General features: G+C 50.9%; 19 protein-coding genes and 1 pseudogene. 4 read left to right on the forward strand and 16 right to left on the reverse strand.

The features are described from left to right. Positions 1-56 precede the first annotated feature (56 nt). The gene (locus FHS77_RS04570) at positions 57-290 is read left to right on the forward strand and encodes a DUF2093 domain-containing protein (protein ID WP_184220722.1); all 234 of its coding nucleotides are present in this window, start codon (positions 57-59) and stop codon (positions 288-290) included. Positions 291-297: 7 nt separating this feature from the next. Here the strand turns inward: FHS77_RS04570 and lpxK are convergent, their stop codons facing one another. From lpxK to FHS77_RS04600, 6 genes are all read right to left on the reverse strand, one after another. Continuing rightward, the gene (lpxK, locus tag FHS77_RS04575; RefSeq protein WP_184220727.1) at positions 298-1,317 is read right to left on the reverse strand and encodes a tetraacyldisaccharide 4'-kinase; all 1,020 of its coding nucleotides are present in this window, start codon (positions 1,315-1,317) and stop codon (positions 298-300) included. Next, positions 1,317-2,669 (reverse strand): lipid IV(A) 3-deoxy-D-manno-octulosonic acid transferase, encoded by a 1,353-nt coding sequence (gene waaA, locus FHS77_RS04580; RefSeq protein WP_184220730.1) that lies wholly within the window; start codon positions 2,667-2,669, stop codon positions 1,317-1,319. Before waaA ends, lpxK begins: the two co-directional genes overlap by 1 nt. Beyond that, positions 2,666-3,385 carry a lysophospholipid acyltransferase family protein gene (locus tag FHS77_RS04585; protein ID WP_246431240.1) on the reverse strand — a complete coding sequence of 240 codons (720 nt, stop codon included), beginning with the start codon at positions 3,383-3,385 and terminating at the stop codon, positions 2,666-2,668. The genes waaA and FHS77_RS04585 overlap by 4 nt, the downstream gene beginning before the upstream one ends. Positions 3,386-3,565: 180 nt before the next feature. Next, positions 3,566-3,826 (reverse strand): DUF4170 domain-containing protein, encoded by a 261-nt coding sequence (locus FHS77_RS04590; protein ID WP_184220736.1) that lies wholly within the window; start codon positions 3,824-3,826, stop codon positions 3,566-3,568. 50 nt (positions 3,827-3,876) lie between these two features. Then, positions 3,877-4,668 carry a 3'(2'),5'-bisphosphate nucleotidase CysQ gene (locus FHS77_RS04595; RefSeq protein ID WP_246431241.1) on the reverse strand — a complete coding sequence of 264 codons (792 nt, stop codon included), beginning with the start codon at positions 4,666-4,668 and terminating at the stop codon, positions 3,877-3,879. A 49-nt stretch (positions 4,669-4,717) separates the two neighbouring features. Further along, positions 4,718-6,055, reverse strand: a complete 1,338-nt coding sequence (locus FHS77_RS04600; RefSeq protein ID WP_184220738.1) for a TldD/PmbA family protein — start codon at positions 6,053-6,055, stop codon at positions 4,718-4,720. Positions 6,056-6,229: 174 nt separating this feature from the next. Between FHS77_RS04600 and FHS77_RS04605 the strand changes: the two are divergent. Beyond that, positions 6,230-8,050, forward strand: a pseudogene (locus FHS77_RS04605) (monovalent cation:proton antiporter-2 (CPA2) family protein). On the opposite strand, the gene FHS77_RS04610 reads toward FHS77_RS04605, so the two are convergent. The 5 genes from FHS77_RS04610 to FHS77_RS04630 form a co-directional block, all read right to left on the reverse strand. Then, complete coding sequence (locus FHS77_RS04610; RefSeq protein ID WP_246431228.1) at positions 8,047-8,892, reverse strand: patatin-like phospholipase family protein; 846 nt, start codon at positions 8,890-8,892, stop codon at positions 8,047-8,049. The pseudogene FHS77_RS04605 and the gene FHS77_RS04610 overlap by 4 nt on opposite strands. A 25-nt stretch (positions 8,893-8,917) precedes the next feature. After that, a complete protein-coding gene (locus FHS77_RS04615) occupies positions 8,918-10,243 on the reverse strand; it encodes a M16 family metallopeptidase (protein WP_184220745.1) in 1,326 nt (441 codons plus the stop codon). Then, a complete protein-coding gene (locus FHS77_RS04620) occupies positions 10,243-11,769 on the reverse strand; it encodes an insulinase family protein (protein ID WP_184220748.1) in 1,527 nt (508 codons plus the stop codon). Before FHS77_RS04620 ends, FHS77_RS04615 begins: the two co-directional genes overlap by 1 nt. Positions 11,770-11,948: 179 nt before the next feature. Further along, complete coding sequence (rsmD, locus tag FHS77_RS04625; protein ID WP_184220751.1) at positions 11,949-12,542, reverse strand: 16S rRNA (guanine(966)-N(2))-methyltransferase RsmD; 594 nt, start codon at positions 12,540-12,542, stop codon at positions 11,949-11,951. Continuing rightward, positions 12,490-14,466, reverse strand: a complete 1,977-nt coding sequence (locus FHS77_RS04630; protein ID WP_184220753.1) for a pseudouridine synthase — start codon at positions 14,464-14,466, stop codon at positions 12,490-12,492. The genes rsmD and FHS77_RS04630 overlap by 53 nt, the downstream gene beginning before the upstream one ends. Positions 14,467-14,694: 228 nt before the next feature. Between FHS77_RS04630 and FHS77_RS04635 the strand changes: the two genes are divergently transcribed. After that, positions 14,695-15,123 carry a nucleoside deaminase gene (locus tag FHS77_RS04635; protein ID WP_246431242.1) on the forward strand — a complete coding sequence of 143 codons (429 nt, stop codon included), beginning with the start codon at positions 14,695-14,697 and terminating at the stop codon, positions 15,121-15,123. Between the two features lie 128 nt (positions 15,124-15,251). On the opposite strand, the gene FHS77_RS04640 is transcribed toward FHS77_RS04635, so the two are convergent. From FHS77_RS04640 to FHS77_RS04660, 5 genes are all read right to left on the reverse strand, one after another. Continuing rightward, positions 15,252-15,899 carry a hypothetical protein gene (locus FHS77_RS04640; protein ID WP_184220756.1) on the reverse strand — a complete coding sequence of 216 codons (648 nt, stop codon included), beginning with the start codon at positions 15,897-15,899 and terminating at the stop codon, positions 15,252-15,254. 173 nt (positions 15,900-16,072) lie between these two features. Next, a complete protein-coding gene (gene ileS, locus FHS77_RS04645) occupies positions 16,073-18,985 on the reverse strand; it encodes an isoleucine--tRNA ligase (protein WP_184220759.1) in 2,913 nt (970 codons plus the stop codon). Positions 18,986-19,262: 277 nt separating this feature from the next. Continuing rightward, positions 19,263-20,087 carry a MipA/OmpV family protein gene (locus tag FHS77_RS04650; RefSeq protein WP_374786210.1) on the reverse strand — a complete coding sequence of 275 codons (825 nt, stop codon included), beginning with the start codon at positions 20,085-20,087 and terminating at the stop codon, positions 19,263-19,265. Between the two features lie 105 nt (positions 20,088-20,192). Further along, positions 20,193-21,215, reverse strand: coding sequence for a bifunctional riboflavin kinase/FAD synthetase (locus tag FHS77_RS04655; protein ID WP_184220765.1), 1,023 nt, complete (start codon positions 21,213-21,215; stop codon positions 20,193-20,195). A gap of 32 nt (positions 21,216-21,247) precedes the next feature. Further along, positions 21,248-22,096, reverse strand: coding sequence for a TIGR01459 family HAD-type hydrolase (locus FHS77_RS04660; RefSeq protein WP_184220768.1), 849 nt, complete (start codon positions 22,094-22,096; stop codon positions 21,248-21,250). A gap of 544 nt (positions 22,097-22,640) precedes the next feature. On the opposite strand from FHS77_RS04660, the gene FHS77_RS04665 reads away from it, so the two are divergent. After that, positions 22,641-22,937, forward strand: a complete 297-nt coding sequence (locus tag FHS77_RS04665; RefSeq protein ID WP_184220772.1) for a co-chaperone GroES — start codon at positions 22,641-22,643, stop codon at positions 22,935-22,937. Positions 22,938-23,047 lie beyond the last annotated feature (110 nt).

The raw sequence follows: 23,047 nt of genomic DNA on the forward strand, positions 1-23,047 counted from the left end.
CTAATAGATACAAAAAAGTGCGACACGCTCTAAACAAGCATGAATTGGATAAGAAAATGAACAATTTTGGCGGCTCCTATAATACCGAAGCCCGTATCCGCTATCTTGATGGTGATTTTGATATTGTGACCATGGGCGAATATGTACTTTGCGCGGTCAGCGGCATTAAAATTCCGCTGGACGAGCTGAAATATTGGAGCGTTGAGCGTCAGGAAGCCTATGCGACCGGTGAGATTTCTTTCCAGCGCGAATTGGACATGCACCCGGAATTACGCAAACGCGATAAATAATTTTAAATTATTGTCGGGCTTCAAAGCGCTGCAAAACTGTCTCAAAAATGGTTTTTGCAGCGTTTTTGTCTGTAAAGCTCAATTCCACATCCAATACAGACAGGCTTTCAATAAAGCTACGATCCATCTCCGGTTGCGAGGCTAGCCTGACATAGTCTTTTGCCGTTGTAATCAGACGCAGTTTTTTAAGCGCAGCTTCATCCCGTAATTGCGCAATATCTTGCGCGGTAAACGGATGATGATCGGCAAATTCGCGTGTTACGCCAATCGACGCGCCACTTGTCCGTAAACTGAAGAAGAACTTCTCCGGATTGCCGATACCGGCAAATGCAAGCCACTGACCTTCAGCTAAATCGCTTTTGGAGGAAGCTTGTAAAACAGCATCAAAGGTCGGCTTTCCGGCCGCTTGTGCCTGGGCAACCAAATCATCCGCAGCACTTTGAGTGCCAATGCGCAAAATGCCATCAGTTTTTGCCATCTGCACATCAAGTGGCGCGCGTAATGGCCCTGCCGGAATAATCTTGCCATTGCCAATACCGCGTGAGGCATCCACCACCAAGAGTGCATAATCGGCATAAAGCCGTGCGCTTTGAAAGCCATCATCCATAATAATGAAATCGCAGCCGCGTATTTTTAAAAACTCCGCAGCATGGGAGCGGTCAGAACAAACAGCCACACTGGCATGACGTGCCAGTAATAACGGTTCGTCGCCAACAAGCTTGGCGCTATCGGTTTCCGGATCAACCAGATGCACGCCATTATAATTACCGCCAAAGCCGCGGGAGACAATACCGGGAATAAAACCTTCATCACGGGCAAGTTCGGCAAAATAAATAGCGGTTGGCGTTTTACCGGCGCCGCCCACAGTGTAATTGCCAATGCACAAAACCGGCACATCAATGCGTGCGCCCGTGCGCTTTGTCAGATTACGAGCGGCAACCATGCCATAAATACAGGCCAATGGGGACAGCAAGCCGGAACGCCAGCTTGGAGCCTGCCACCAAAAGTCAGGTGCCTGCCCCGCCATTAATCGCCTCGTCTCAAACGCTTTGGATTTTTTGTTTCATCATGGGCTGCACTTGTCAGCTGCGCTTGCACCAGCAATGGCTGGATAAAAGGCTCCAGTGACAGGACAGTACGCTCCAGCGAGCCGCGCATATCAAGCACGGTGCGCAAGCCTGCGGCGATCATAACTTTAAGATGTTTCGGATTATTGAAGAGGAAATTGACCGCACCGGCGAGCATTTCACGGTCTTTAACCAGACGCGCGCCACCATTTTTAATCAGACGCTGATAAGAATCACGGAAGCTTTGAACATTGCTGCCGGACAATACTGCCGTATTAAGCATTGCAGGCTCCAGCGGATTATGTCCGCCCTCACCCACCAGCGATTTACCCACAAAAGCAATATCGGTCAGGCGCAGATAAAGCCCCATATCGCCGATTGTATCGCCCATGAAAATTGCCGTATCAGGTTCAATAATATCGCCACGGCTTTGACGGGCTACTTTTAAACCATGGGTCATAAACATGGTTTCCAGCTCATCGCCACGCACCGGATGGCGAGGCACAACGATGGTCAGCAAATCCGGATGGCGCACGGTCAGCATCTTATGCACCTGCGCACAGATTTCTTCTTCGCCTTCATGGGTGGAAACCGCAGCCCAACGCTTACGGGGGCCGATTTCATTCAGAATACGTGCCAGTTCCTGTTTGTCGATCGGCGGCGGCGCGCTGTCGACTTTCAAGTTACCGGAAACAGTAACCGGACGCGCCCCAAGGGCACGAAACCGCTCGGCATCAAGCTCCGACTGCGCCACCACATGCGAAAAATTAGAAAACAAAGCTTCAGCAATGGCAGAGCGTTTTTTCCATGCAGCAAAAGAGCGGTCAGACAGGCGGCCATTGACCAGCACTTGCGGAATTTGACGTGCGCCCAGCATCTGAATAGTGGTCGGCCAGATTTCAGATTCGCAAGTTACCGCCAGATCAGGCTTCCAATGATTTAAAAACCGCTCGACAGCAGGTTTTAAGTCCAATGGCACAAACTGATGAATAATATGGCTACCCATATGATCAGCAACAAGCTTTGCCGATGTCATGGTGCCGGTGGTGAGCAAAACTGTAATATCACGGCAGGCCAAACGCTCAACCAGTGGCATAATCGCCGTGGTTTCACCGACACTTGCTGCGTGCACCCAGATCAGCGGCCCGTCAGGACGTGCAATATTGGTTTTGCCATAGCGCTCATTGCGGCGCTGGCGGTCTTCTTTGCCTTTGAGCGTACGATAGCGCACATAGGTACCAACAAACGGGTAGAGACAAGTTCCAATGACCCGATAAGCGGTCAGCACATTGCGCGCCCAGCGTTCGCTCATGATGCTTTCTCCAATGCGGCGGCAGCCTGAGCTGTAGCCTCGTTTAGTTTATTAGTCAGTTCCTGTCGCTTGGCTTCCAAAGCGTCCGCATCTGCATCCGCTGGTACCCAGACCGGTTCAGCTGCAACCACCATGGCGCGTCCGAAAGGTAATGGAATAGTGGTCTTGTCCCAAGATTTTTCAAGAACAATTTTACGTGTCGAGGCATAAGCTGTCGCAATTATGGGGCGTCCGGATAATTTTGCGAGCAAAATAATTCCCTCTCCCGCCTCACGCGCAGTTCCATGTGCAATATCTGCAATCATGGCTGCGGATTTGCCATTTTTCAATGCATTTTTTAAAGTCAGCAATGCGCGTGCACCGCCTTTTTCCACACGGGTGGTTTCTGCCCTTCCGCCGGAACCGCGAACAATTTCCAAACCTAATCGCTCAACTACTTTGGCATTCAGTTCCGCATCGTTGGAGCGTGAAAACATCGCAACTGTTGGAGCAGATTTTGGACGCACAAATGGCCCCATCAAATGTTGGCCATGCCAGAATGTGACAATAAAGGGTGCAATTTCGCCCGCTTTTTTGATGGTTTCCTTTGCCTCTTTCGGCATCGGATTGGTAAGATTAACCAGTCGCAGATAATTGGTAATCAGCCTCACCAGCAATGATTTGACAAGTGCAGAGCGCGCCAGGGGCCCACGAATTTTGCGCCAAAAACGCTTCAAAAAACCGGAGCGTTTACTATCCGATGTTTCATCACCGGATGTCTCGGGCGTTTCAGCGTGATCTGCGTCTTGATTATTCACGAATTGCTTACTCTTAGCTGGTCTTACAAACAGTATCAGCGCAAGGTGGGGTCTGTTGGGATTTAGCAGACCAGCTTGCGCTGATAATTTTTAAAATAATTAGCTCTGCGAGCTGATCGAAGCTGCAGCAGTGGCCGGATCAAGCAAGCGGTGCATATGTACTATGAAATAACGCATATGTGCATTATCAACGGTCTGCTGTGCCTTTGAGCGCCATGCGTGCAAAGCGGTTTCATAGTTCGGATAAATACCGACCATGTCAATCTCATCCAGATTGCGGAACTCCATCGAATTGAGATTTTTCAGCTCACCGCCGAAAACCAGATGAAGCAATTGTTTCTTATCGCCGTCGTTGCTCATAATCATCCATTCCTGAACAGTTCAATTTAACCGCCTGCTTAGCGCAATGCTTAAGCGGCTACAACACTCAACATCTCTTCCAGCAATTTACCGCTGGAAGCAACTAATGCGCCCTGCCCCGATGATGCTCCGCCATAATGAAGCGGCGCACCCGCCACATCCACCAGACGGCCTCCGGCACGGCTTAAAATAAGATCAGCTGCCGCCAAATCCCAATCATTGGAATTTGGCCGCACAAATGTTCCCGCAATGTCGCCGCGCGCCACCATACCTATACGATAAGCCAATGATGAAACATAAGGGTGCATCTGCACACGATCACGTAAATTTGCAGGCAAAGTGTCAAAGGCTGAGCGTGACAAAGCAATACTTAACGGCTCGTCTTCATCCTGACCGGCGACCCGGATCGGCTCATTATTTTGCATGGCGATACCATCGCAATGGGCTTCCAGCACTTCACCGCGCACGGAACATTCCAAAACACCGGCAAGCGGGCGGCCATTTTCAATAATCGCGACGCTGACACACCACTGATCATCACCGCGAATAAATGAACGTGTGCCATCAATCGGATCAACAACGAAAAAACGCTGACGCGGTACAACATCCCGCTCATCGGCTGTTTCTTCTGATATCCAGCCATAATCAGGACGGGCACTAAGCAATGTTTTGCGCAAATAATTATCAACGGCAAAATCTGCTTCTGTGACAGGGGAGTTTCCCTCTTTGTACCAGACATCCGGGTCTTTTTTGAAATAGTGCAAGGCAATGCGGCCAGCTTCTGCCGTTGCCTGTTTCAGCAGTGCCAGTTCTTCTTGCGGAAGTGGTAAGCTTTGCATCATTTCACAGGTTTCCGGTTCATTAGCTTGCGGGTCATTAACTACCAGCCCATTAACTACCAGCAAGCGTCATTCCTTCAATTGCCAAGGTTGGAGATGTCATACCAAAGTTACGATCAATATCCGAGGCCGGTGTCATATTTAAGAACATGTCCTGCAAACGCCCCGCGATCGTCACTTCCGAAACCGGATAGGCTAATTCGCCATTTTCAATCCAGAAGCCGGATGCGCCGCGGCTATACTCGCCGGTCACCATGTTGACGCCTTGTCCAAAGACTTCCGTTACATAGAAGCCGGTGCCCATCTGCTTGATCAGCTCTTCCGGTGTAAATTCACCCGGTTCAATAGCAAAATTAGTAGAGGCCGGAGAAACAACAGAGCCCGAACGCACACCACGGCCATTGCCTTGCAGGCCAAGTTCGCGTGCGGTTGAGCCTGACAATGTCCAATGCTGCAAAACACCGTCTTCCACCATCATCAATGGCTGGCCTTCAATGCCTTCACCATCAAAAGGACGCGAAGACGAACCGCGCACACGCAACGGATTATCGGTAACATTCAGGCCGGATTTTAAAATCTGCTGTCCCATTTTATCGCGCAGAAAGCTTGTTTTACGCGCAACAGAAGCACCATTGATAGCGCCTGCCAGATGGGAAGCCATTCCGCGCGCAATACGCGGATCAAGAATGACATTAACTGGCCCTGTTGCCACTTGCCGCGCATTGAGACGGCGCACAGCACGTTCGCCAGCACTTCGGCCAATGACCTCCGGCACTTCCAGATCAGCAAAATGCAAGCGCGAACTAAAATCATAGTCGCGCTCCATGCGGGTGCCCTCACCCGCAATCGCACTGACTGAACGGCCAAAGCGCGAAGCCTGATAGGCACCTGAAAAACCATTGGATGTGACAAGCACCAGACCACCAAGACCAAAGGAAGCACCGGCTCCGCCGGAATTAGTGATGCCTGCCACGTCCAGCGCTGCGGCCTCCATTGCCAAGGCATCTTCGGTCAGACGCTGTGAGTTCAGCTCAGTCGCATCAAACAGATCAAGGTCACGCGGAGCTTTTACATGCAATGACGGATCGGCCAAAGCTTCATACGGGTCTTCGGGTGAAACCTTTGCCATTGCAACGGCACGCTCGGCCAGTTGTTTTGGATCAGCCCCACTATTGGCGGCAACACTTGCCACGCGCTTGCCGACGAAAACGCGCAAAGAAAACTCATCGCTCTCAGATGATTCGGTGCCTTCAACCTTGCCAAGGCGCACGCTCACACTAGTGGAGCGCGCCCGCACCACAACCGCATCCGACGCATCAGCACCAGCCTGTTTGGCAGCTTCTACGAGGCGAGCAGCCTGTTCGATCAATTTAGAGGCGGCATCACTCATCTTTTTCACGCTTACCCGGAATATTATTTGCATCAAACGAGTTGATGATTAATCAATATTTGCTAGACCTGAAACTGAATCCGGCCACATCTTTCTTGTATAGGGTGCAATTCTTGCCCCTTCAAGGCAAGCTCGCCTAATTGCTAACAAACAGATCACATTCAAGGCCGAAACATGCTGGAAGACGGCGGACATCTTTACATACAGGCATTGCTGATTCTTGGCGGCGCCATTCTCGCAGCCCCCTTGTTCAAAAAACTCGGACTGGGTACCGTGCTTGGCTATCTGGCAGCCGGTATTACCATCGGCCCTGTAGCGCGCCTTATCAGTGATGGCGAAGAACTTTTGCACTTTGCCGAACTCGGCGTTGTTTTCCTGCTTTTTGTTATCGGGCTGGAGCTCAAACCATCCCGTCTGTGGGCATTGCGTCATGCGATTTTCGGGCTGGGCAGTGCGCAAGTGCTCATCTCCGGCGCAGCGCTTGCATATGCCGGTTTTCATCTGGCCGGCTTAAGCGTTAATGCCGCCATTATTATCGGCTATGGCTTGGCTTTATCCTCTACCGCTTTTGCTATGCAGGTTTTGCAGGATCGCGGCGGCACCAACCAGCAATATGGCCAGCGCAGCTTTTCCATTCTGTTGTTTCAGGATCTGGCCATCGTGCCGATTCTCGCAATCATTCCGGCTCTTTCACCGCTTGAAGAACAGACAAGCGCCAGTTTTCATATTGCCACCGCCATTGCCGCAATTACTGCCTTGGTTGTTGCCGGTCGCTATCTGATTAACCCGATGTTCCGCATCATCGGCAATACCGGCGCGCGTGAAGTGATGGTGGCAGCAGCGCTGTTCATCGTGCTCGGTTCAGCAATGCTTTTGCAATATGCCGGCCTTTCCATGGCGATGGGCGCGTTTATTGCAGGTGTATTGCTGGCAGAATCATCCTACCGCCACGAGCTGGAAGCCGATATTGAACCCTTTCGCGGTATCTTTTTAGGTCTCTTTTTCGTCGCTGTCGGCCTGTCTCTCAACTTGTCCGTGATTATGGCTCATTGGCAGGCAGTACTCATTGCCGTTCCAATTTTGATGACAATCAAAGTTGTCATCACCTATGTGCTCTGCCGGATTTTCCGCTCCAATCATAATGATGCTGTGCGTGTGGCATTTTTGCTGCCACAGGGCGGTGAATTTGCCTTCGTGCTGTTCTCTGCTGCATCAGCTGCCGCGATCATCACCAGTGCTTTGGCATCCGAACTCGTGGCAGCCGTCACTGTATCAATGGCTCTCACGCCATTATCGGTGGCCATCGGCAACAAATTACTTGTCAAAGACAAAGAACAAGCAGCACCAGAAGAAGATTTCAACGGCGCAGGTGCCGATATTCTGATGATCGGCTTTTCCCGTTTCGGCCAGATCACGGCGCAAATTCTTCTGGCCGGTGGTGTGAGTGTAACGGTGATTGATACGTCTGCCGATCGTATTCGTGCAGCTGGTCGTTTCGGTTTCCGCATTTATTATGGCAACGGCACTCGCAAAGACGTGCTGGAAGCGGCAGGTATCCGGCAGGCAAAAATCGTCGCCGTTTGCACACAAAACAAAGAAACCACCAGCCGTATTGTCGAACTGGTACAGGCAAGCTATCCGGATGCAAAATTGTTCGTTCGCTCCTATGACCGCGAACATAGTCTGGAACTTCGCGCCCATGGCGTCGAATAAGAGCTGCGTGAAACGCTCGAATCCGGCCTGATGTTTGGGCGCAAAGCGCTGGAAGCATTGGGAACCAGCGAAAACACTGCTTATTCGATTGCCGAAGATGTGCGCCAGCGCGATGAAGACCGCCTGCATGTGCAAATGGCAGAAGGCATACTGGCTGGCCGTCACCTGCTCTTTAACAAGCCTGTGACACCGGAACCGCTGTTAAAACCGGCTCGTCAGGGTAAGGCGCTTGATAAAGCCACCAAAGACCAGATTGATGCCGGTGAAGAAATGGATAATTAAACGCCCGCTGCCGAATGATGCTTAATCGCATCATCAATCGCATATTTGAGATGATCGCGCACTTTCTCACTTTGACTGAGAATTTGCCCGATCTTCAAGAAATCAATCAGACTGATTTGCGACACATCCGGACTTAAAAATATATCCGGTTTGCAGGTCAAAAATTTATTGGCAACAATAGAGCGCATAGTCAGCATATTGGCTGCCATCATTGCTTCAATTGTACTTGGCATCCGGTCACTGTCGGCAGGCGGCAGCCCCAATACATCCACCGCAATCACAATATCAGCCTTATCGGTCAGAAGATCATAAGGCACGGGATTGAACAAACCGCCATCCAGATAAATACGCCCTTCGCGACGAACCGGCGAAAAAAGCGGCGGGATGGCACAAGAGGCCGCGATTGCCGAGCGCAGCTCCCCTTCACGGAAAACTACTTCTTTAGCAGCATAATAATCAGAAGCGGTAATTTGTAACGAAATATCCAGATCAGCGAAAGCCTGCGGCACCTGATCCGGCAAAAAAGCTGCAATAATTTTCTCGATATTAAACTGGCTGACTTTGAAACCGTTTTGCAAAAAATCAGACAGGCTTTGTGGTTTTGTCTGCCAGATCCGTTTGGCAATTTCCGCATTATGAGTGAAAATCTCAGTCATATAGGCACGAATTTCCGTGCCTTTCATGCCGCAGGCAACACCTGCCCCCATGATTGAGCCAATGGACGAACCTGCTATCGCCACCGGCTTGATGCCGAGTTCGTCCAAGACCTCGATAATATGAATATGGGCAATACCGCGGGCGCCACCACCGCCAAATGCAACGGCAAAAGTCGGTGATGACATGCTCATAATTATCCCGCTTGCTTCATTATTGCTGGGCAGGCCCGACAATCAAAATTGCCGGATCTGTATTGAAAAGCTTGGCAGCAACCGCTTTGACCTGCTCGGCAGTGACTGCATTGATCAGGCCGATACGCTCGTCGAAAAAGTTGATCGAGCGTTTGGCATCCTGCAAGCCCACCAAAGTATTGGCGACAGCTGATGATGAATTGAGATTATTCACCGCATAAGAGCCAATGACATAGTTTTTCGCTGTTTGCAGTTCGGCTTCTGTCGGGCCTTCGGCGGCCATTTTCGCCACTTGCTCACGAATGATTTTCAGCGACTCTTGTGCTTTTTCAGGACGTGTTGCAGTCGCAATCATCAAAGCATTGGCATGATCACGTATGTTCAGGCCGGAAGACACCGAATAAGCAAGGCCGCGCTTTTCACGTACTTCCTCATAAAGACGGGAAGAAAAACCACCGCCCATAATCTGGTTCATCAGATAGGCTGCGAAGAAATCCGGATCATCCAGATCAACGCCCGGATAGGCAAAGGTGAGCGACGTCTGTGGCAGATCATAAGAGACTGAAGTAGTCACGCCAAAGGCAAGCTTGGCATCCGGCACCGGCACCAATTCGGAACTGGCCGGTAAATCACCAAAAATTTTATCAAGAACCGGCGCCAGATCTTCAGCCTTGATATCACCCACCACGCTGATATTCAGATTATCACGGGCAAAGTTTTTACGGTGAAAAGCTTTCAGATCATCCGGCTTGATGGAATTCAGCGAAGCCACGGTGCCCTCACCAGGACGCGCATAAGGATGCTTACCGTAAAGTGCCTCGGCAAATTTACGCGAAGCAATTTCATCCGGATCGCGCTGTGATGCTTCAATACCAGCGATCAGTTGGTAGCGGATACGATCCAGCGCATCCTGATCAAAGCGAGGCTCATTGACCGCCAGTTTCAGCAAATCAAAAGCTGCATCTTTGTTTTCGCTCAGCATTTTCATGCCGCCGATAATTCTGTCCTGCGAGGCGAAGAAGCTCATTTCAGCGCCGATATTATCAAGATTTTCCTGAAAACGGTCAGCATTTTGTTCGCCCGCACCTTCATCGAAAAGGCCGGTCATATAGTTGGCAAGACCTTCCTTGCCATCAGGATCCTGAGCTGAGCCGCCTTTAAACGAAAAGCGAATGGAAATAAGCGGCACGGATGCATCGGAAACAAGCCATGCTTTGACGCCTTTTTCCGATGTAACCGTTTGAATATCAATCGCATAGGCCGGCAGGCTCAAAAACAAAACACCAGTGGCCACAAGTGCCAAAGTTTTAAGCGATGAAAGGCGTTTTTGAAGGTTTTTCAACATTATTGTACGCCTCCTGATGCGTCTTCACCCTTTTCCGGCGCTGCATTTTCCGCTTCCGCCTGCGACACAGCCACAGCGGATTTCGGCTCCATATCGGGAGGTAATAAATAGCTGGTCACCGTTTTTTGCGATGACAAATAACGATTGGCCACGTCTTTGACCTGCTCAGCCGTTACTTTTTTGATCTTGTCCGGCCAGCCCTGAATATCTTCAATACTTTGACCAACCGATAGGCCGGCGCCATAAATGCGTGCCATTCCGGCCTGACTGTCACGGGCAAAAATCACCGATTTAAGAAAACGGTTGCGCGCCTGATCCAGCTCGGTTTCGGTCACACCATCTTTGATAATTGCGGCAAGCTGTTCTTTTACCTGGAGCTCCAATGCGCCCAATGTCGTGTCGCCGCGCGGCGCACCAAACAGCGAGAACGTGCCGTCATCCAGCGCATCGCCACGATAACTTGCATCCACACCACTCGCAATCGACTGCTTGACCATGAAATTCTGATAAAGTCTTGAACGGGTTGAACCACTCAAAATTTCGCTAAGCAAACTAAGTGCTGCGGCGTCGCCTTCTTTAGCCCCTTCAAACTGTGCCTCATTGGCATAAGACGGCACCAGCCATGTGGTGGTGAAGGACGGAATAGTGACACGCTCATCATGCAGCGTCACAATACGATCCGCCTGTTTGGCCGGTTCCTGCACGCGCTCACGCTTGCCAGGTTCGGCACTGCGCTGCACTTTCGCCCAGCTGTTTTCCGACAGCTCCAGCACTTTTTCCGGCGTCACGTCACCGGTAATGATCAGCGTGGCATTGTTGGGCGTGTAATATTTCTTATAGAAATCAATCGCATCACCAAGGCTAAGCTTTTCCATTTCCTGACGCCAGCCGATGATCGGGCGGCGATAAGGATGATTATAGAAAATCGTTGCATTGGTGTTTTCAGAAAGCATCGCCGCCGGATTAGAATCAATCCGCATACGGCGTTCTTCGATAATCACCTCACGCTCGGTGGTGACTGCTTCTTCATTCAAAATCAGATTTTGCATCCGGTCGGCTTCAAATTCCATGATTTTAGGAAGAGCCTGCGGCGAAACCTGCTGATAATAAGCGGTATAATCATAAGAGGTGAAAGCATTTTCCTGACCGCCATTTTCGGTCACATAATTGGAAAACTCACCGGCCTGAAATGTTTTTGTGCCCTTAAACATCAAATGTTCAAGAAAATGCGCAATGCCGGATGTGCCTTCCTGCTCATCGGCAGAACCAACATGATACCAGATCATTTGCGTTACCACCGGCGCACGGTGATCGGGAATGACCACCACTTTCAAACCATTTTGTAAAGTAAAACTGGCAACGCCGTCGGATGTTTTAATCTCGGGCTTGTCCTGAGTGGCAGTTTCTTGCGTTTGTGCAGGTGCCACCGGTGCTTCTGCCAGTGAAGCAGATGTAAAAACAGGAACAATTAAAAATGTAGAAACAGTAGTGGATATGAGTAAGCGACTAAGTGATCGAAGTAACACTGAGCGTCATCTCCTGATTAATACAAGCCTTCAAGCCGGACAGAAGATATTGGATAAATGACACAATTCTTCTGCCCATGCTTTATCATCAGGACATTTTTCCGCTGTCCGGATCAGCTTTCAAATTCATTCATTGTGTTTGCCAGCTTAAACACAATCATGCTCTGTGCAAGATGCTTTCACACTTGAGCAAGCCGGATCAGGCGAATAGTGGTTAAACCATAATCGCGCTCATCTTCGATAACAAAACGTTCATCAAGATCAAGCAAAGCATCTGCTTCTTCTTCAAGAATGATAATTGCGTCAGAATTAAGCCAGTTGCCTTCCAATGCCGAAAGCAAAGCCTTTTCACCAAGACCCTGCCCGTATGGCGGATCAGCAAAAATCACATCAAATGGCTCCAGCGTTCCCGCAGGCCCCAACTGACATGCATTACGGCGGAAAACTTTCGTCTGCCCCTGAAGGCCGAAATTTTCAATATTCTGACGAAGCAAACCACGACCTTCGGCGGATTCCTCAATGAAAACGCTGTATCGGCCACCGCGTGACAAAGCCTCAATACCCAATGCACCCGTTCCGGCAAAAAGATCAAGAATACGACCATTCTCGATCTTGTCGGAATATTTATGCATCAGAATATTGAACAGGCTTTCACGGGTGCGATCCGTCGTCGGACGGATCGCATTTGTTTGTGGCGTGGCTAATGGCCGCCCGCGGAGCTTACCGCCGACGATCCGCACCACGTCCTCCTGGCTTTCCACCGGATGGCCCATCGCGATTTGGCCTGTCGCCTCTCGGGCGATCACTTTGCGATTTGTCGCCTCTCGGGCGATCACTTTGCGGCCTGTCACCCTGAGGGCGGTCACTGCGTGGTTTATCACCCCATGGCTTATCGCCACGTGGTCTGTCACTACGCGGCTTATCGCCAAACGGGCGGGCATCACGGGATTTTTCACCACGGGAGTAACCGCCGGTAAAGTCTTCGGTGCGACGTGCTTCGCGTGCGCTTTCACGCTCACGTTCGCGGCGACCCGGACGCTTTTCATCATCAAAGCGCGGACGGCGATCACCCTCGGCACGCGGACGGCGTTCGCCCTCCGGTCGTGGTGCGCGGTCAAAACGCTCTGAGCGCTCGCCACGGCCTTCGCCATACGGACGTTTCTGGAATGAACCTTCATCGTCTGAACGACGCGGACGCGGGGTAAAATCACCATCACGCGGCTTACGTTCAAAGCCACCTTGGCGCTCGAAGCCACCCTGACGGTCACGATCATTGGAGCGGAACGGACGGTCACCCTGCGGACGATCCGGGCGCTCACCGCGTGGTGCACCGCCACGGCCTTCGCCGAATGGTTTACGTTCACGCTTTTGAAATTCATTACGCTCTTCGCGTGCTGCTTCTGCCTTGGCAGATTGCGGACGTGCACCCGGTGCCATCCACACATTCACACCGCGCGGACGACGGCTTTCTTCCACACGCTCAGCGCGCTTTGGCTTGCCTTGCGAAGGGCTGGACGAAATCCACTCACGCGGACGACGGACACGTTCTTCCTGCTCATCATCTCCACGTGGCGCTCTTATACCTGCTCCACGCACATCAGAATTCGAGAATTCGTTGATGATCGGTGCATCAAAATCAGCGCCCGATTCCTGCACCAGACGTTCACCGAGCTGGTCACGAAGTGTACGGCCACGAATTTCGCGCACAGCACCAACTTCCAGATCGCTCAACTGGAAAGGACCAAAGGAAACGCGGATCAAGCGGCCAACCGTCAGGCCGAGTGCGCCGAGAATGTTTTTAACTTCACGGTTTTTGCCTTCACGCAGACCAATATTCAGCCAGACATTGCTGCCCTGCTGACGTTCCAGCTGCGCATCAACGCTACCGTAGAAAATACCGTCAACGGCAATACCGTTTTTAAGCTCGTCCAGCTGTTCCTGTTTCACGCTGCCATGTGCACGCACACGGTAACGACGCAACCAACCGGTTGTCGGCAATTCCAAAATGCGCGACAGACCGCCATCATTGGTCAGCAGCAGCAAGCCTTCGGTGTTGATATCCAAACGGCCAACCGAAAGTACGCGCGGCATATCTTCCGGCAGCGATTCAAATACAGTCGGGCGACCTTCAGGGTCGCGGTTGGTGGTCACAAGACCGGCAGGCTTATGGTAGAGCCACAAACGTGTGCGCTCGGTCTGTGGCAGCAATTTGCCGTCCACTTTGATAATATCAGAGCGCTTTACATTCACCGCCGGGCTTGTCAGCATTTTACCATTAACGCTGATGCGGCCAGCGGCAATCATGGTTTCTGCTTCACGGCGTGAAGCAATACCAGCCCGCGCTAAGCGCTTGGCAATACGTTCAGCTTCTTCAACCGGTGCATCTCTGTCACCTGCATCACGTCCGCGCGGTGCATCACCTTTGTCGAAACGCGGCTTATCACCGAATTTCTTTTCAAAACGTGGCTTGCCGTCGCGATCACCGCGTTCCCGATCACCGCGTTCCCGATCACCGCGTTCATTGCCACCACGTTCACGGTTACCATCACGCGCGCCAAATTCGCGCGGGCGGCGTTCGCCATCACGCTCGCGGGGCTTAAAGCCTTCACCGCGGCCTGCTCTGTTATCTTTATCGCGGTTTTCTCCGCGTTTATCGAAGGGGCGCTTTTCGCCGTCTTCGTTATGATCTCTGCTCATTTAATAATGGCCTTTCAGCAACGGTCGCAGCCGCGCTTTGCATTGATTTCTGGACAATCATCAACGACGTTCATCAACACTAGATAATTCCGTTGGTAAATCGGTTCCGATTTTTAAGTTTATGCAGTAACAAATCATATGGAAGCATGCGAGCAAAATTTCTGCTAAAGGCGATCAACAATGATGAAAAAACACCTTAACCACCAAGATCAGCCTAAAAACGGATTTATGGCACAGGCTTTTGAGCAAGCGCTGGAAGCGCAAGCCTTAGGCGAAGTGCCGATTGGCGCGGTAATTGTGCGCGAAGGCGAAATTATCTCTCGTACCGGCAACCGCACCCGTCTGCTCAATGATCCCACCGCACACGCTGAAATACTTGCCATCCGGCAGGCTTGTGACCTGCTGAAATCGGAAAGACTGCCGGGATGCGATCTCTATGTAACGCTTGAGCCCTGCGCTATGTGTGCCGCTGCTATTTCTTTTGCGCGCATCAGACGGCTTTATTATGGCGCGGCAGACGAAAAAGGCGGCGGCGTTGAATTTGGTGGTCGTTTTTATACCCAGCCAACCTGCCACCATGCGCCCGACACTTATTCAGGCTTTGGTGAAACGGAGGCTCAAAATCTGTTGCGGGATTTTTTTAAACAAAAACGCTAAAGCCTTTTGATACCGCTTGAGACCGGCTTCACGAATTTCACGCATTCTTTAAAAATGAAAAAGCCGGACTCAATCCGGCTTTATTCTTTAAACTAAAATCAATCACGCCTTTTGCAAGCGCAACTGCCTTAGTTCCAAGGCATGTAATCGCTAAAGCTTTTGCTCTTGCTAGCAGCTTTTTTACGTGCGCGTTCTTTCTTGGCCTCATCCTCGCCCTGCTCGCCAATTGGCGCAGTGGTTGCAGGCTGGCGATAAGTCAAAGGCGGCTCGCTCAAATAGCGGCGCTGATCAGCAGAACCAACAGTTTGCGTCTTTAACTCACGCTTGGCTTGCTGCACCTGCTCACGTGCCTGCGCTGCTGTCGGCGCTTCATAATTTTCATAAAGATTGGCGCTTGATGCACCCGGAACCGCTGGCGAAATGCTTGGGCGGAAGCCTACTTTATCGCGATTTTCTGTGGCTTCGGCACGCATACGCTGGCGGCGCTGCTCTGGTGATTCCGGCCATGCCGCATTTCCGGACCCCGTAACCTTATCCTGCGGCGCAGGTAAATGGGCAGTCTGTCCGGCAGCCGGACGCACCAATTCAGGACGCGGCTTATATTCGATCGGCGCTTTTTTATTGGCAGAACCAAGCGGAATAATGTTCGAAACATCATCAAACAATTGCTCGCCCGCACTTTTGTCGGTGCCATAGGTTGGCGAAGAAACGCACCCCGACAGGGAGAGACCGGCGACAGCCGTTGCAAGCACCAGAATTCGTCTATCAATCGTCATAAGCGCCACTTCTTTGTCCGCATCTCAAGCGGTATTGTCGCATAAAACCGGCAACTCTAAGGCGAAGCCGGTCGTTCTTAAAAAAATGCTTCTATAGGACAGAAGCAAAAGCGGCAATCATCGAATTAACACTTTATTCATGATTGCCGCCCAATTGCAGTTCGTCTTTATATTCAGCCCAGCTTACCCAACGCTTTTAGTTCCTGCAAGGCTTCTGCATCACGCGCTGAAACGTCCGGGAACTCAGAGTCACTTCCCACATCATCAGTGTATCGCCATGAGCGGGCGCATTTAGTGCCGGTCGCCTTTTCGGGCACAACTGCAACACCCTTCACATCACTCAGTTCAAAAGCTTCACCTTCCACTGGCTGATCGCTGATGGTCAGCCCACTGGTGATGCAGATTTCAGACATATCCAAACCTGCCAGCGCCGACATCAAGGATGTATCCGTGATATGAACGCGAGGCGCTGCTTCCAATGAAGAACCGATACGTTTATCAGCGCGCTCCAGCTCCAAAGCACCAGTGACAACACGGCGCACATCGCGCACCTTATCCCACTTGGCGGCCAGCACCGGATTGCTCCATTCTGCCGGAATGGTGCGGAACTGTTCCAGATGCACGGAAACTGCATCTTTATAACGGTCAAGCCATGCTTCTTCGGTGGTGAATGGCAGCATAGGTGCCAGCCATGTCACGATATTATCGAAGAGATGACGCACGGTTTGAAGCGCTGCCTTACGACGAAGGCTCGATGGCGCGTCGCAATAAAGTGCATCTTTACGGATATCGAAATAAAAGGCCGATAATTCGATATTGGTAAAGTCGATCAGAGCACGGGTGATGCGCTTAAATTCAAAGCCATCATAGCCACTGCGAACCAGCTCATCCAACTCGCTCAAGCGATGCAGCATCAGCTTTTCAAGTTCCGGCAGATCGGCATAAGCAACTTCTTCGCCTTCATCATGCGCAAGCGTGCCAAGCATCCAGCGGATGGTGTTACGCAGCTTGCGATAAGCGTCGATATTTGTCTGGATGATGCTTTTACCCAGACGCTGATCTTCCCAATAATCTGATGTCATCACCCACAGACGCAGAATATCCGCACCTGATTCTTTAATGATATCCTGCGGCAGCACGGTATTGCCGAGCGATTTCGACATTTTCTTGCCGTGCTCGTCCATAGTGAAACCATGGGTCAGCACTGCATTATATGGCGCGCGACCACGGGTTCCGCAGCTTTCCAGAAGTGAGGAATGGAACCAGCCACGATGCTGATCCGAGCCTTCCAGATAAAGATCAGCCGGCCATTTCATGTCCGGACGATCTTCCAGCGTGAACACATGGGTACAGCCACTATCGAACCAAACATCAAGAATGTCGGTCACCTGTTCCCAAGCTTCACTGGCACGTTCGCCTAAGAAACGCTCACGCGCACCTGCTGCAAACCATGCATCAGCACCTTCAACTTCAAAGGCTGCCAGAATGCGTTCATTGACAGCTTCATCAACCAGAACGGTGCCGTCTTCGCTGGCGAAAACGCAGATCGGCACACCCCATGCGCGCTGACGTGAAAGAACCCAGTCAGGACGGTTTTCAATCATCGAACGCAGACGGTTCTGACCGGCATTTGGCACAAAACGTGTATCATCAATAGCATTCAGCGCGCGTGAACGCAGCGTGGTGCCATCGCCCAATTCTTTGTCCATATAGACAAACCACTGCGGCGTATTGCGGAAGATAATCGGCTTTTTCGAGCGCCATGAATGCGGATAAGAGTGCTTCATACGACCGCGGGCAAAGAGAAGATCGCGCGCGATCAGTTCTTTGATAACAGCTTCGTTAGCGTCACCCTTTTTACCGTTATCGTCGATAACGCGTGCAGCGCCGCCTTCACGGTCGGGGCCAAAGCCCGGTGCATCCGATGTGTAGAAACCTGCATCATCAACAGGGAAAGGAATGGCCGGATTGATACCGCGTGCTTCGAGTTCGCGTGCCGCATCCATCCATGCTTCAAAGTCCTCACGACCATGGCTTGGTGCGGTGTGAACAAAGCCCGTACCCGCATCATCGGTGACGTGATCACCGGCAACAAGCGGCACAATAAATTCATAACCACCGCCGAAGCCTTTGAGCGGGTGGGATGCGGTCATGCCGTTGAGCTGATCAATCGATACATCGCGCAGACGATTGAAAGTCAGCTTGGCTTTTTTGAAGCAATCTTCAGCCAAAGCATCAGCAAAAATCAGCTTTTCACCGGCTTGAGGCCCAAAATCATTTTCAGCACCGGTCACTTCATAAAGACCGTAGGCAACGCGCGGAGAATAGGCAATCGCGCGGTTACCCGGAATTGTCCAAGGTGTGGTTGTCCAGATAACGACATGAGCGTCATTGAGTTCCGCCACATTGGCGACAGGGAACTTCACCCAGATCATATCCGATTCAACATCGTGATATTCAACTTCGGCTTCAGCCAAAGCAGTGCGCTCGACAACCGACCACATCACCGGCTTGGAGCCGCGATACAACTGACCTGTACGGGCGAATTTCAGCAATTCACCGGCAATGCGCGCTTCCGCATGGAAGTTCATTGTGGTGTATGGATTTTCAAAATCACCGGTGATTGCCAGACGTTTGAATTCTTCCGTCTGCGCCTTGATCCAGCCATCAGCAAATTCACGGCATTCCTTGCGGAATTCGTTGATCGGCACTTCGTCTTTATTCTGGCCTTTGGCGCGGTATTTTTCTTCGATCTTCCACTCGATCGGCAGACCGTGACAATCCCAGCCCGGAACATAGTTCGAATTATAGCCACGCATCTGGAACGAGCGGGTGATCACATCTTTCAGCGTCTTATTCAGCGCATGACCGATATGGATATTGCCGTTTGCATATGGAGGGCCATCATGCAGCACCCAAAGCGGGCGGTCTTTGGCATCTTCACGCAGTTTTTTATAAAGGTTCATTTCTTCCCAGCGCGCGACCAGCAGAGGCTCGCGCTGCGGCAGACTTGCGCGCATCGGAAAGTCAGTTTGTGGCAGATTGAGAGTTTTCGAATAATCGATTTTTGCCGTCGTGTCGGTCATATTATATACTTCTAGCCTGTTGCGCCCGTTCAATAGGTTGCGGGCAAAAGGAAAATCAAAAAACAGGGGGCCGCATCACACAGCCGTTCATACCCGGACCTTCCTGCATTTGCGCTCTTAAGCGCCGAGGAAAGCCGGGCCAATAATTCGTATATTGGTTATAATAAGTGTCCGATAACGCGTCATCATGGCAATGCTTTTAGCAATGCCACGCCAAGGAATAAAGACCTGAGGACAAGAATCTTTAACGGACATGTTGATTTTTTGTCTTTTCCGCTCAATCCAACGTAAAATCAAAGCGATAAGTTGCGGTCAGACCAAAGCTGAACTGATCACGCTGACCACGCTCCTGCACCAGACTGGATTTTTTCGCTGCCCCCTGCAAATGCTCATACTCACCATAAAGACTGGTGGTAATTTTGTCAGTTGCCTTCCAGGTAACCGCAGCCCCCGCCCCTAAAGACTTCAAACCTCCGCCCGGATGATATTCCGACAGACCACTTAATTGCGCTTCTTGCGCATTTACGCCGTAATAGGATTTGAAATAATCCTTGCTGGCGAATTGAATGCGCGGCCCGCCTGAAACACGGATCACCGGCGTGACATCATAAAAGGCATCGGCGGCAACTTCACCCACAATACCTTTATGCGCGCGGATACCTTGGCGCAATTCACCGCGCACCCGCATCCAGTCAACCGGATAAAACTCGGCAAAGCCACCGACTTCACCACCCATTTTAACCGGATCAAGACCTTTAAGATCATCTGAGGTGCCGGAATCACGCTTAAACAGCAGTTTTCCGACAAGGCCAGCCGAAAAACTATAAGTATCAATGAGCGCGAATTCGAAATTATCATTTTGGGAATCAAAGCGCGGCACATCGCCGGCGCGTGTCAGTGACACCAGTGGCTCACCAAACAATATCCGGCTGCTTGCACCATCATAACGCGGGGCGAATTCACCTAAACCACCAATGGTTAAAGACCAGTCGCCTGCCCAAAAAGGCTTTTTAGCTGGGGCATATATATCATCGGCAGCCTGTACGGGCAGAGCCGTCAATAAAGCCAAGACAGCAACAGTGGTGAAATATGATTTACGCAATACGCTTCCCCTCGCCCGCAGTTTCCCAACAAATGCGGGCACATAAGTAAAACTCTTCATAGCATCTTGCAGTAAATCAGTAAACTTAGGTTTAAACTGTCATTTTTACGGGTGCGCAGCAGTTAAACAATCAACACTACCATCAAATGACAGCTTTTGATCAAGCGGCGACAATGGCTTAACTGCAGCAAGCAGCGCGCGTGCTTCTGCTTCATCCTGACGCATTTGTTCCATCAGCGGATCCAGCCCGTCAAATTTTATCTCGCCACGCAAAAAACCAAAGAAGGAAACAGTAGCAAGCTCACCGTAAAGATCGCCGGAAAAATCAAACAAGAAGGTTTCGAGCAGCGGCACGCCGTTATCTGTCACTGTCGGACGGCGGCCATAACTGGCCACACCATTATAAAGTGTGCCGTCTGCACGACGGAAACGCACAGCATAAATACCATGTTTCAGATGGGTTTGTTCCGGCAAATGCATATTGGCAGTTGGAAAGCCAAGCTCGCGGCCAAGTTTGCGGCCATGTACCACTTCTGCGCGCACCTGATAACGATGGCCAAGAAGACCGGCCGCCTGCACCACATCGCCATCACAGAGAAAATCACGGATGCGGCTTGAAGAGATTTGTGCGGCGCCTTCATCGCAAAAAGCATCCACCAATGTCACGCTGAAACCTGCCTGCTTGCCCGCACCAACCAGAAATTCCGGCGTGCCGCGGCGCGCTTTACCAAAGTGAAAGTCATAACCGATGACCACACCGCTGGCAGCAAAGTTTTTAACCAGAATAGTCTCGACGAATTCTTCGGCACTGAGCGCTGAAAATTCAGCCGTAAAAGGCTGTTCAATCACCGCATCAAAACCTAAAATCTCAAGCAGATAAGATTTTTCGCGTGATGGCGTCAGCCGGTCAACCGGCTCATCCGGTTTGAAGAAAGAACGCGGATGCGGCTCGAATGTCAGGGCGACGCATGGCCGCCCCTGACTTGCGGCCAGTTCCAGCGCCTGTTGCAGCACAGCCTGATGTCCGCGATGCACACCATCAAAATTACCAATAGCCACGACAGCATGGCGCAAATGCGCTGGCAGATTATCCGTGGTATTAAGACGCTGAAATGGCTGTTTGGACATGAAATTGCTCTGTGCGTTTTATTTCAGTGCGATTAAACGAGATGTTTGATCGTCGCAACCGGCTGATGGCCGTGCTTGTTCAAAAACGCTTTCAGCTTTTCAACATCCACGGTTTCTGCATCAATATAATCGGCCGCGTGCACGCCGCCGGAAATATAAAGAACATCAACACCAAATTGTGCCGCACCCTTTACATCAGTCAGGATACCATCGCCAATAGCCAGTATGCGCGATTTTTCGACGCTACGGCCAAGAAGCTTTTCCGCAGCTTTTAATGCAGCTTCATAAATCGGATGATGCGGCTTACCTGCCACCTGTGTACGGCCGCCCATCAAACCGTAATCACGCGCCAGAACACCGGCGCACCAGATCATGCGTGTGCCGCGTTCCACCATCAAATCAGGATTGGCACAAATAAAAGGCAGATTACGGGCACGGAAACGCTCCAGCATTTCGGTGTAATCCTCAGGTGTTTCCACCTCGTCATTAAAGAGCCCAGTGCAAACAACACCGGCAGCTTCAAATTCTTCTACCACTTCCACATCAAGACCGTCGAAAATCGCATATTCATGATCGGCGCCGATATAGAAAACTTTGCGCGGGCCTTCGGCAATCAGATCGCGGGTTACATCGCCGGAGGTCACAACCACGTCATAAGCATCATCCGGCACGCCCAAGGTGCCGAGCTGCGCCACGACGCCCGGGAAAGGACGCGGAGAATTGGTGACCAAAATAACCTTCACACCTTTGGCGCGTGCACGCTGCAAAGCCTCACAGGCGAGCGGAAAAGCTTCCTCACCATTATGCACCACGCCCCACACATCGCAGAACAGCACATCATAATCATTGGTGAGATCATCCAGACGCTCAGGAAATTTCATGCCAATCCTCATTATATAAACCGCACGGATTATTCCAAACCCGCAATTGAAGCGTTACTATCTATTGAAACCAACCGGCAGACTAAAGAAGCTTTACCGGAGTGCAATGATAATAAATGTGTTTCACGTCTGCTCCTCTAACGCATGCGCAGTCCCATGTCACGCCTGCATGCAAAGTCAGTGCCAATCACTGCGTATGAAAACTTCAGAAAACTGCGATTCTTATAAAAGCCTGAGACAAACACACAAATATTTTCATAAAGCTGACATGTTTGGTTGGTTAACTAAATTCAGGGTTAAAGCTCGTAAACTTCGGCTAAAAGCTTGACACTATTGCCTTTATGCCGGTGAAAATCAGCCTTTAAAGAACATGCCTGAAAAATTTGCATTTCTTTCTTAATCTTAAGCGCTTCCCGACCTTGACATTAAAACAGGGCATTTCTATCTAAATAGCAGGTTAGCACTCGGGGTGACTGAGTGCTAATAACCGTGGATCATAAGGTCCATGGAGGGGTTCAACTTTATTTTTTTAAGGGTTTAGATCATGGCTGAGACCAATTTCCGCCCACTTCACGATCGCGTCGTTGTCCGTCGTGTGGAGTCGGAAGCAAAAACCGCTGGCGGCATCATCATTCCTGATTCCGCAAAAGAAAAGCCATCAGAAGGCGTTGTTGTTTCTGTAGGTTCTGGCACACGTGACGAAGCCGGTAAGCTGATTGCACTGGACGTTAAAGCTGGTGACAAAGTTCTGTTCGGCAAGTGGTCCGGCACAGAAGTCAAGATTGGCGGCGAAGACCTGCTGATCATGAAAGAATCCGACATTCTGGGTATCCTCGGCTAATTCATTCAAGCGGTGCATTATTGATGCACCCTGATGAAAGCCGGTTGTTTCACCGGCGGCAGAGATATTCGTTTTAACCACCAATCTGACCGGGACAATTCCCAGGAGAT

It is taken from the genome of Paenochrobactrum gallinarii (genome assembly GCF_014205685.1).
In the GTDB taxonomy this organism is placed as follows: domain Bacteria; phylum Pseudomonadota; class Alphaproteobacteria; order Rhizobiales; family Rhizobiaceae; genus Paenochrobactrum; species Paenochrobactrum gallinarii.

Bases quoted from the DNA above. Each gene is read 5' to 3' on its own strand.
- FHS77_RS04570 (WP_184220722.1), top strand. From the start codon at position 57: ATGAACAATTTTGGCGGCTCCTATAATACCGAAGCCCGTATCCGCTAT.
- lpxK (WP_184220727.1), bottom strand. From the start codon at position 1,317: ATGGCGGGGCAGGCACCTGACTTTTGGTGGCAGGCTCCAAGCTGGCGT.
- waaA (WP_184220730.1), bottom strand. From the start codon at position 2,669: ATGAGCGAACGCTGGGCGCGCAATGTGCTGACCGCTTATCGGGTCATT.
- FHS77_RS04590 (WP_184220736.1), bottom strand. From the start codon at position 3,826: ATGAGCAACGACGGCGATAAGAAACAATTGCTTCATCTGGTTTTCGGC.
- FHS77_RS04595 (WP_246431241.1), bottom strand. From the start codon at position 4,668: ATGATGCAAAGCTTACCACTTCCGCAAGAAGAACTGGCACTGCTGAAA.
- FHS77_RS04600 (WP_184220738.1), bottom strand. From the start codon at position 6,055: ATGAGTGATGCCGCCTCTAAATTGATCGAACAGGCTGCTCGCCTCGTA.
- FHS77_RS04610 (WP_246431228.1), bottom strand. From the start codon at position 8,892: ATGTCATCACCGACTTTTGCCGTTGCATTTGGCGGTGGTGGCGCCCGC.
- FHS77_RS04615 (WP_184220745.1), bottom strand. From the start codon at position 10,243: ATGTTGAAAAACCTTCAAAAACGCCTTTCATCGCTTAAAACTTTGGCA.
- rsmD (WP_184220751.1), bottom strand. From the start codon at position 12,542: ATGGGCCATCCGGTGGAAAGCCAGGAGGACGTGGTGCGGATCGTCGGC.
- FHS77_RS04630 (WP_184220753.1), bottom strand. From the start codon at position 14,466: ATGAGCAGAGATCATAACGAAGACGGCGAAAAGCGCCCCTTCGATAAA.
- FHS77_RS04635 (WP_246431242.1), top strand. From the start codon at position 14,695: ATGGCACAGGCTTTTGAGCAAGCGCTGGAAGCGCAAGCCTTAGGCGAA.
- FHS77_RS04640 (WP_184220756.1), bottom strand. From the start codon at position 15,899: ATGACGATTGATAGACGAATTCTGGTGCTTGCAACGGCTGTCGCCGGT.
- ileS (WP_184220759.1), bottom strand. From the start codon at position 18,985: ATGACCGACACGACGGCAAAAATCGATTATTCGAAAACTCTCAATCTG.
- FHS77_RS04655 (WP_184220765.1), bottom strand. From the start codon at position 21,215: ATGTCCAAACAGCCATTTCAGCGTCTTAATACCACGGATAATCTGCCA.
- FHS77_RS04660 (WP_184220768.1), bottom strand. From the start codon at position 22,096: ATGAAATTTCCTGAGCGTCTGGATGATCTCACCAATGATTATGATGTG.
- FHS77_RS04665 (WP_184220772.1), top strand. From the start codon at position 22,641: ATGGCTGAGACCAATTTCCGCCCACTTCACGATCGCGTCGTTGTCCGT.